The sequence below is a fragment of the Amycolatopsis sp. genome (assembly GCF_036008905.1).
Classification (GTDB): Bacteria; Actinomycetota; Actinomycetes; order Mycobacteriales; family Pseudonocardiaceae; genus Amycolatopsis.
Genome location: NZ_DASYMU010000235.1, coordinates 1 through 7,322, shown reverse-complemented (window position 1 = coordinate 7,322; position 7,322 = coordinate 1). Strand labels below are relative to the sequence as shown.

The following is a 7,322-nucleotide window of genomic DNA, read 5'->3' as shown; positions in this document are numbered from 1 at the left end:
CGTCGATGAATATCGTGACGACGATCCCCAATACCGCGTGGTTCGCGATTGGCTCGTTCGACGTTGCACAGACCACGATCGGCGACACCTTCGTGGGCAGGCTGAAGGTCGGGGGCGCAGCGGAAGCCGATCAGGCCATCTGCAACGTCCTGCGCGCGTGCGTCAGTCAGCACTGGTCGGGAGTGATCGCGTCTCCAGGGACGACAGTGTTCAAGCTGACCTCGAACGTCACCGGCGGAACCGACACGTCCACTCAGGCCGGGCACACGAAGCTGACGGTCATCCAGTTCGCGCTCTAAAGCCCCTCGTGCCAGTGCTCGCAGCGCCACGCGTACCCGGTGTTGATGTAGGTCACCTTGCAGTGAAAACACGTCCTGACCTCGACCTCGACCGCCGTCCACGTGCGTACGTCCTTGGGCTCTGCGCGGCCCTTGCGCGCCGACTCCGGCGCCCTCACCCGAGCTAGGTCCTTCGGAGTGGTCATCCCAAACCTCCTGCGCCGCGCGGAACCGAATATGCCCAGTTCACGATAGGACATCCACAGACGTCTGTGGACATCGGCGGGAGTAGGGGGCTGTCTAAGTCGGCATAGCGTCGATCAAGTGAGCTGGGGTGACCGATCCGCGCGGATCGACAGAAGCGGGCCGGACCTGGTGTGGAAACAGGTTGCGGATGACCTGCGCGCGGACATCGAATCCGGCGATCTGCCTGCGGGTTCCAAGCTTCCGAACGAGTTCGAGCTGGCCGAGATCTATGGCGTTGCGCGGGCGACCATGCGTACCGCGATCTTGTCCCTGCGCAGTGCTGGGCTCATCACAGTCACCAAGGGACGCGGAACGTACGTCACCCGATCGGGCTAGCCCGCAGTGGGGGTTCCTGGGCAATAGAGGGCCCCGACCAGCGCCGATGCGACGTCACGCCGTGAGAGTTATGAAACCTTGATCGTGCCACGAGAACTACGCGCATACCGGTCGCTCGTGAACAGGTAAAACCGCAGGTCGCACACCGGTTAGATCGCTGATAACCAATAGTTCTCTTCGGCGATGCCCGGCACGGTCCGTTCTCCGGTCAGGTGCAGCGCTTCGGCGCGGGCAGGCGTGGTCATCGCGCGACCCTATCCCGGCCCGCTCAGGCGACCGGCGACACCGTGATCCCGAGACTGCCGGGGCCGAGATGCGCGCCGAGGACCATGCTCGCTTCGACGAGCAACGGCTCGGAGGCCTGCGGCAAGCGTTTGCGCAGCTGGTTCGCGATCCAGACGACGTGCTCGTCTTCGCCGAACTGCGAGACGGCGAGGTCCACCATCCGCCCGCGGGCCTGTTTGACGGCGAGGTCGACCATCTTGGCCACCGCGCGTCTGGTCCCGGCGACCTTGGCCAGCGGGCTCACTTCGCCGTTGGCCAAGGTCAGCAGGGGCTTGATCGAGAACGCGGTGCCCAGCAACGCCTGTGCGCCGCCGATCCGGCCGCCGCGCCGCAGGTACTCGAGGGTGTCGACGTAGATCAGCTCGCGGCTGGTGGCGTACCGGTATTCGGCGGCGGTGACCACCCTGGCCGCCGGGGCACCCGCGGCGGCGGCCCTGGCGGCGGAGATCGCGGCGAAACCCACGCTCATGTTGGCCGTCCCGGTGTCCATGACGTAGACCGGGATCTGGATCTGCTGGGAGGCTTCGCGCGCGGCGTCGACGGTGGCCGACATCTTGCCGGACAGGTGCAGGCTGACGATCGCGGTCGCCCCCGCGGAGACGGCGTCCTGGTAGGTCCAGAAGAACGCGCCGACCTCAGGGGGCGTGGTGGACACCGCCGCACCGGACTTGAGCGACTCGATCAGTTCGGCGCGGTCGTATCTGTTTTCGTCATCGATCTGCCCGCGCACCTGCAGCTGGATCTGGATTACCCGGATACCCCAGCGGGCGGCGAGTTCGGGCGGGAGGCCCGCTGTTGAGTCTGTAACGACGGCGACACGGTCCGGCATGGTCGCTGACGTTAACCCCTAACGACGTGCCGGAACAGACCGGCGTTAGCCCGACCGGCCTAAGCCCAGTTCAGGGCCGTTCGGCCTCGGATCGGCCCAGGCGAAAACTTTCGGGACCATCGTCCCGGTAAAAGCCTCATCCAGGTGAATGGCGTCACCTCAGCGCGCCTAGGCTGGGATTTGGCCCTAATCTACCGACGAGTAGAGCCCTGTCCGGCCGCGGACGGACGCGCCAACAGCGGGAGGTCGAAGAAGACCCATGACGAATATTGTTGTCCTGGTCAAGCAGGTGCCCGACACCTATTCGGAGCGCAAGCTCTCCGGATCCGACCACACACTGGACCGTGAGTCCGCTGACGCGGTGCTCGACGAGATCAACGAGCGCGCCGTGGAAGAGGCGCTCAAGATCAAGGAAGCCGGCGAAGGCGAAGTGACCGTGCTCGCGGTCGGCCCGTCGCGGGCGACCGACGCGATCCGCAAGGCGCTGTCGATGGGGGCCGACAAGGCCATCCACGTCACCGACGACGCGCTGCACGGCTCCGACCTGCTGGCCACGGCCAAGGTCATCGCCGCCGCGATCGGCAAGGTCGAGGGCGTCGACCTGGTCATCGCCGGTAACGAGGCTTCCGACGGCCGCGGTGGCGCCGTTCCCGCGATCGTGGCGGAGCTGCTGGGCTTCCCGCAGCTGACCCACGCCCGTCAGGTGACCGTCGAGGGCACGACCGTGAAGGTCGACCGCGAGACCGCCGACGAGGGCCTCACGCATCTCGAAGCGAGCCTCCCGGCGCTCATCAGCGTCACCGAGAAGATCAACGAGCCGCGCTACCCGTCCTTCAAGGGCATCATGGCCGCGAAGAAGAAGCCGGTCGAGACGTTTTCGGTCGCCGACCTCGGAATCGACGCCGGTGAAGTCGGCCTCGGCAACGCCTGGTCGACCGTCGTCGAAGCCGCCCCGAAGCCCCCGCGCACCGCGGGCCAGCGGGTCGAAGACGAGGGAGACGGTGGCGACAAGGTCGCCGAGTACCTCGTTGGCCAGAAGCTCATCTGAGAGTAGGAGACGCGAATGTCTGAAGTACTCGTTCTCGTCGACCACGTCGACGGTGCGGTCAAGAAGGTCACCCTGGAACTGCTCACGGCCGCCCGTGCGCTCGGCGAGCCGTCCGCGGTCGTCGTCGGCACGCCCGGCACCGCGGGCAAGCTTAAGGAGTCGCTGGCGGCTTACGGCGCCGCGAAGGTCTACGTCGCGGAGTCCGATGACGCCGCCGCGTACCTCGTGACCCCGAAGGTCGACGCGCTCGCCGCCCTCGTGGCGTCGGCGTCCCCGGCCGCGGTACTGGTCGCCGCGACCGCCGAGGGCAAGGAGGTGTCCGGCCGGCTCGCCGCCAGGCTCGACTCCGGCCTGCTGATCGACGTCGTCGGCGTGAACTCCGACGGCACGGTCGAGCAGTCCGTCTTCGGTGGCGCGTTCTCGGTCAAGGCGAAGTCCGCCAAGGGAACGCCGATCATCTCGGTGCGTCCCGGTGGCGTCGAGGCGGAGGCTTCCGAGGGCGCCGCTGCCGAAGAGGCCATCGAACTGCCCGCGATCGACCCGGCGAAGTCCGCGAAGATCACCGGCGTCGAGCCGATCGTCGGTGGCGACCGCCCCGAGCTCACCGAGGCGTCGATCGTCGTCTCCGGTGGCCGTGGTGTCGGTTCGGCGGAGAAGTTCGACGTCATCGAGAAGCTGGCCGACTCGCTCGGTGCCGCTGTCGGCGCGTCGCGCGCGGCTGTCGACTCCGGTTACTACCCGGCGCAGTTCCAGGTCGGCCAGACCGGTAAGACGGTCTCGCCGCAGCTGTACATCGCGCTCGGCATCTCCGGTGCGATCCAGCACCGCGCCGGCATGCAGACGTCGAAGACGATCATCGCCATCAACAAGGACGCGGAGGCGCCGATCTTCGAGATCGCCGACTTCGGTGTCGTCGGCGACCTGTTCAACGTCGCCCCGCAGCTGACCGAAGCCGTCGCCAAGCGCAAGGGCTGAGCTCCGCTGTAGTGCCACCATGGCCACCTTGGTCGCGTCCAGATTTGATTCGGGCGCAACCAAGGTGGCCATGGTGGTTTCGCGGCCAGGTGAACCTGAGAAGACCCTGAGAACCCGCAATTAACTGAACGTGCACTAATCGGTCATCGGATCGCACTCTCCTCGGTTTCTTTTCGGCGAGTACACCTATGGCATGACGTCGTCACAGGTCCTCGTCAGCACCGATCAGGCCGGTGTCGCGCTCCCCTCGGGCGCGCCCCGGTACTCCCTGCTCGTAGCCAACGACAACGCAGAAGTCCTTGCCGCACAACGGCTTCGATACCAGGTTTTCGCCGAGGAAATGGGCGCGACCCTGAATTCGGACCAGCCGGGCCTGGACGTCGACTACTTCGACCAGTTCTGTGATCATCTCGTGGTCCGCGACGACAACAGCGGTGAAATCGTCGGCACCTACCGGATGCTGCCGCCCGGCCGGGCCGTGCATTCGGGACGGTTGTATTCGGACAGCGAGTTCGATCTGAGCGCCATCGCGGGCTTGCGCGGCTCGCTCGTCGAGACCGGCCGCTCGTGCGTGCACCCCGACCACCGCAGCGGCGCCGTCGTCAGCCTGGTGTGGGCCGGGATCGCGCGGTACATGCTGCTTTCCGGTCACCGGTACCTCGCCGGGTGCGCCTCCGTGCCGCTCGCCGACGGCGGCAGCTTCGCCGCGGGCGTCTGGGATGTGTTGCGCGCCAAGCACTACGCGCCCGATTCCGAACGCGTCACGCCACTGCACCCCTGGGTGACTGACGGTGTCGAACGCCCTTCGCGCTCGACGCTGCCGCCGCTCATCAAGGGCTACGTGCGGCTCGGCGCCCAGGTCTGCGGCCCGCCCGCGCACGACCCGGACTTCGGTGTCGCGGACTTCTTCGTGTTGCTGGACCTGCAGAAGATCGACGAGCGATACCTGAAGTTCTTCCTCGGGGTTCAGTCGTGAGCGCAGTCGTGAGCCACGCCTGGATGCCGGCCTCACCCTGCGGCGACGGCTGCCTGACCACCGGCGCGCCGACGGTTTCCGCGCCCCGGCGGACCCTGCGCATCACTTTGGCGGGGCTGGTCGTCCTGCTCGCGCTGGTCCTCGCGCCGGCGCTTTTTGCCTTGCGTGGCAAGGCGAAGGAGCACTTCCTGCGTTCGATCTTCGTCGCGGTCCTGCGAGCTTTCGGCGTCAAACTGGTCGTGCACGGCTCCCGGGACTTCCAGGCCTCCGGCCGAGGTGCGCTGGTGGTCAACAACCACATCTCGTGGCTGGACATCATCGCCGTCAACGCCGTCCGCCCGATGCGCGCGCTGGCGAAGAAGGAAATCGCGAGCTGGCCGATCCTCGGCACGCTCGTTTCCCGGGGCGGCAGTATTTTCCTGGACCGGGAACACCTTTCGACCTTGCCGGGCACCATGGCCGAACTCGCGGATTCGTTGCGCGCGGGGTCGCTGGTCAGCGTCACACCCGAAGGCACCACGTGGTGTGGCCTGGCCTCCGGTCATTTCACCACCGCTACCTTCCAGGCGGCCATCGACGGTGGTGTTCCGGTGCGTCCCATCGCCCTGCGCTACCGCCTCGCCGACGGCCGGGAAACGAGCCAGCCCGCGTTCATCGGGCCGGAGTCTTTGATCGCTTCGCTGCGTCGGGTCGCTTCGCTTCGGGGTCTGGTGCTGGAGGTCTACATCTGCCCGGAGATCGCCCCCGGTTTGCGGACGCGTCGGGAACTCGCGTCGCTTGCCGAGTCGGCCGTGCACTCGGCGCTGGGAACGGTCAACATCCCGGCGCAGGCCCGGCGTCGTGTCCGGGTGTCCCACACGGCCGAGGTAAGTCTCGAGGTACCGCAGTAACGCAGGTGGTTCGCCATCTGTCGACAGCAATGCCGGTAAGTTAGCGTCCCTGGTTTCAGTCGTGCGCCGAGCTCGGCTGGGGGTTGGGTGTGGTCGGTGGCGGCGAGTCTCGGGCCGGTCGTGGTGTCGTGGTGCTTAGATTCGCGGCATGGGAGAAGTTTCTCGTCGTGTGGGCGATCGGCTGACGGATCGGATTGGTATCGGCGTTCTCACTCGTGTCTTTCATCGTGATCTTGTGGACGAGGTACTGATTACGACACGAAAGAACGAACGACGTGTGCGGTTACTGCCCGCTCGGGTGGTCGTGTATTACGTTCTCGCGTTGACGCTGTTCTTCGGTGATTCCTACGAAGAAGTGATGCGTAAGATGGTGAACGGTCTCCGGTTCGCCCGTACGTGGCGACAGGAATGGACCGTCCCATCGTCGAGTGCGCTCACGCAGGCACGGACACGGCTGGGTCCCGAGCCACTGCGGGAATTGTTTCTCCGCGCGGCTGTTCCTCTCGCCGCACCGGGTTCGACCGGAGCGTGGTACAACGGACTTCGGGTGATGGCCATCGACGGAGTCGTACTCGACACCCCAGACACACCGGACAACGTCGACCGGTTCGGCAAAAGGGGCCACAAAGACGGCGAGAGCGCCTATCCGCAGATCCGTGTCGTGGGACTCGTCGAATGCGGCACCCACGCCATGGTCGGTGCGGTCCTGGATTCCTGGCGGGTCTACGAACGCGAACTCACCGAGCGTCTCCTCGACCAGGTCGAACCCGACATGCTGATCACGGCTGATCGTGGATTCTTCAGCTACGACCTGTGGAAACAGGCGTGCGCCACCAGCGCCCATCTCCTATGGCGGGTATCCGCACCCCTGGCGCTGCCCGTACTGACAGAACTACCGGACGGTTCCTACCTCTCCGAACTGCTCCCCAAAAACCTGAAAGCAGCGCTGAACGCCGGGAAGAAACGCACTATCCCCGACGGCGCCAGAATCCCGGTCCGTGTCATCGAATACCAGGTATCGAACCGTCCCGGCTCAGAAACAATACGACTCATCACCACCCTGACAGACCACGAGGAAGCACCCGGTCTGGAGTTGGCGGCGCTGTACGCCGAGCGGTGGGAGTTCGAGATCACCCTCGACGAGATCGAAACCCATCAACTCGGAGGCTACCGGGTTCTGCGATCAAAAAAGCCGGACCTGATCGAGCAGGAAGTGTGGGGCATGCTCCTCACCCACTACGCGATACGGCACCTCATGCACGAAGCAGCCGACAACATCGACATCGACGAAGACAGACTGTCCTTCCTCCGCAGCCTCCGCGTCGTCCGGCGAAGCATCGCCAGCGACGCGGATTTTCCCCCCAAATAAGGCAAAGAAAACCCACTACGAAGTACTACAGGAAATCTCCTCACGACCCAACCCACCCCGACGCCCCCGGAGCTACCCCAGAGCCGTCAA

The 7,322-nt window shown here is 65.7% G+C and carries 9 protein-coding genes and 1 pseudogene; 7 read left to right on the top strand and 3 right to left on the bottom strand.

Annotated elements, in window-relative coordinates; genetic code table 11:
* A partial coding sequence (locus VGP60_RS37655; RefSeq protein WP_327552992.1) for a hypothetical protein occupies positions 1-299 on the top strand: 299 nt, incomplete at its 5' end.
* On the opposite strand, the gene VGP60_RS37650 is transcribed toward VGP60_RS37655, so the two are convergent.
* The gene (locus VGP60_RS37650; RefSeq protein ID WP_327552991.1) at positions 296-484 is read right to left on the bottom strand and encodes a hypothetical protein; all 189 of its coding nucleotides are present in this window, start codon (positions 482-484) and stop codon (positions 296-298) included. The genes VGP60_RS37655 and VGP60_RS37650 overlap by 4 nt on opposite strands.
* Positions 485-602: 118 nt before the next feature.
* Here VGP60_RS37650 and VGP60_RS37645 point away from each other — a divergent pair, with 118 nt between their 5' ends.
* Positions 603-860: a winged helix-turn-helix domain-containing protein gene (locus VGP60_RS37645; RefSeq protein WP_327552990.1), complete on the top strand. Its 258-nt coding sequence runs from the start codon at positions 603-605 to the stop codon at positions 858-860.
* Between the two features lie 164 nt (positions 861-1,024).
* Here the strand turns inward: VGP60_RS37645 and VGP60_RS37640 are convergent.
* Positions 1,025-1,105: pseudogene (locus tag VGP60_RS37640) on the bottom strand (SAM-dependent methyltransferase); the annotation flags it as partial.
* A gap of 23 nt (positions 1,106-1,128) precedes the next feature.
* Positions 1,129-1,974 (bottom strand): DegV family protein, encoded by an 846-nt coding sequence (locus VGP60_RS37635; RefSeq protein ID WP_327552989.1) that lies wholly within the window; start codon positions 1,972-1,974, stop codon positions 1,129-1,131.
* Between the two features lie 259 nt (positions 1,975-2,233).
* On the opposite strand from VGP60_RS37635, the gene VGP60_RS37630 reads away from it, so the two are divergent.
* From VGP60_RS37630 to VGP60_RS37610, 5 genes are all read left to right on the top strand, one after another.
* Positions 2,234-3,022, top strand: coding sequence for an electron transfer flavoprotein subunit beta/FixA family protein (locus tag VGP60_RS37630; protein WP_327552988.1), 789 nt, complete (start codon positions 2,234-2,236; stop codon positions 3,020-3,022).
* 15 nt (positions 3,023-3,037) lie between these two features.
* Positions 3,038-3,997, top strand: a complete 960-nt coding sequence (locus tag VGP60_RS37625) for an electron transfer flavoprotein subunit alpha/FixB family protein (protein ID WP_327552987.1) — start codon at positions 3,038-3,040, stop codon at positions 3,995-3,997.
* Between the two features lie 193 nt (positions 3,998-4,190).
* Entirely contained in the window at positions 4,191-4,973 is a 783-nt protein-coding gene (locus VGP60_RS37620) for a GNAT family N-acetyltransferase (protein WP_327552986.1), read from the top strand.
* Positions 4,974-4,981: 8 nt separating this feature from the next.
* Positions 4,982-5,863 carry a lysophospholipid acyltransferase family protein gene (locus VGP60_RS37615; RefSeq protein ID WP_327552993.1) on the top strand — a complete coding sequence of 294 codons (882 nt, stop codon included), beginning with the start codon at positions 4,982-4,984 and terminating at the stop codon, positions 5,861-5,863.
* A gap of 148 nt (positions 5,864-6,011) precedes the next feature.
* Positions 6,012-7,232 (top strand): IS4 family transposase, encoded by a 1,221-nt coding sequence (locus tag VGP60_RS37610; RefSeq protein WP_414640465.1) that lies wholly within the window; start codon positions 6,012-6,014, stop codon positions 7,230-7,232.
* The last annotated feature ends 90 nt before the right edge of the window (positions 7,233-7,322 follow it).

Excerpts from the sequence above, each read along its gene's own strand:
- VGP60_RS37650 (WP_327552991.1), bottom strand. The coding sequence starts at position 484 with ATGACCACTCCGAAGGACCTAGCTCGGGTGAGGGCGCCGGAGTCGGCG.
- VGP60_RS37630 (WP_327552988.1), top strand. The coding sequence starts at position 2,234 with ATGACGAATATTGTTGTCCTGGTCAAGCAGGTGCCCGACACCTATTCG.
- VGP60_RS37610 (WP_414640465.1), top strand. The coding sequence starts at position 6,012 with ATGGGAGAAGTTTCTCGTCGTGTGGGCGATCGGCTGACGGATCGGATT.
- VGP60_RS37625 (WP_327552987.1), top strand. The coding sequence starts at position 3,038 with ATGTCTGAAGTACTCGTTCTCGTCGACCACGTCGACGGTGCGGTCAAG.
- VGP60_RS37635 (WP_327552989.1), bottom strand. The coding sequence starts at position 1,974 with ATGCCGGACCGTGTCGCCGTCGTTACAGACTCAACAGCGGGCCTCCCG.
- VGP60_RS37620 (WP_327552986.1), top strand. The coding sequence starts at position 4,191 with ATGACGTCGTCACAGGTCCTCGTCAGCACCGATCAGGCCGGTGTCGCG.